The 429-nt window shown below is 62.0% G+C and carries 1 protein-coding gene; it reads left to right on the top strand.

All coding sequences use genetic code 11. From position 1 onward, the window contains the following. A partial coding sequence (locus CVV76_RS24490) for an IS5 family transposase (RefSeq protein WP_146010403.1) occupies positions 1 to 374 on the top strand: 374 nt, incomplete at its 5' end. Positions 375 to 429 lie beyond the last annotated feature (55 nt).

The raw sequence follows: 429 nt of genomic DNA, 5'->3' as shown, positions 1-429 counted from the left end.
AGGAGATCGGTAGCGTCACCGCAGACGGCGCCTATGACACGCGCAAGTGCCATGAGGCCATTGCGGATCGAGGCGCTGCCGCCGTCATCCCACCCCGCAAGAACGCAAAACCATGGAAGTCGAACACCCTCGGAGCGGTCGCACGAAACGAAGCCTTGCGGGCGTCGAAGTATCTCGGTCGGGCGCTCTGGCGAAACTGGAGCGGTTATCACCGCCGAAGCCGCGTCGAAACGAAGATGCACTGTGTGAAACTGCTGGGGCAGCGCCTCATGGCGCGGGACTTCGACCGTCAGGTCGCTGAACTCCAGATCCGCATAGCCGTCCTGAATGGCTACACCGCGCTCGGCATACCTGTCACTGAGGTCGTGGGGTAAGTCTGTCCGGGGATAGGGGAACCTCGCCTAACAGCCGATTTGCGCAACAGAGTCG

It is taken from the genome of Acidimangrovimonas sediminis (assembly GCF_002871005.1).
GTDB classification, from domain to species: Bacteria; Pseudomonadota; Alphaproteobacteria; order Rhodobacterales; family Rhodobacteraceae; genus Acidimangrovimonas; species Acidimangrovimonas sediminis.
Note: the sequence above shows the minus strand (reverse complement) of the source record. Positions and strands in the feature narration are given on the sequence as shown.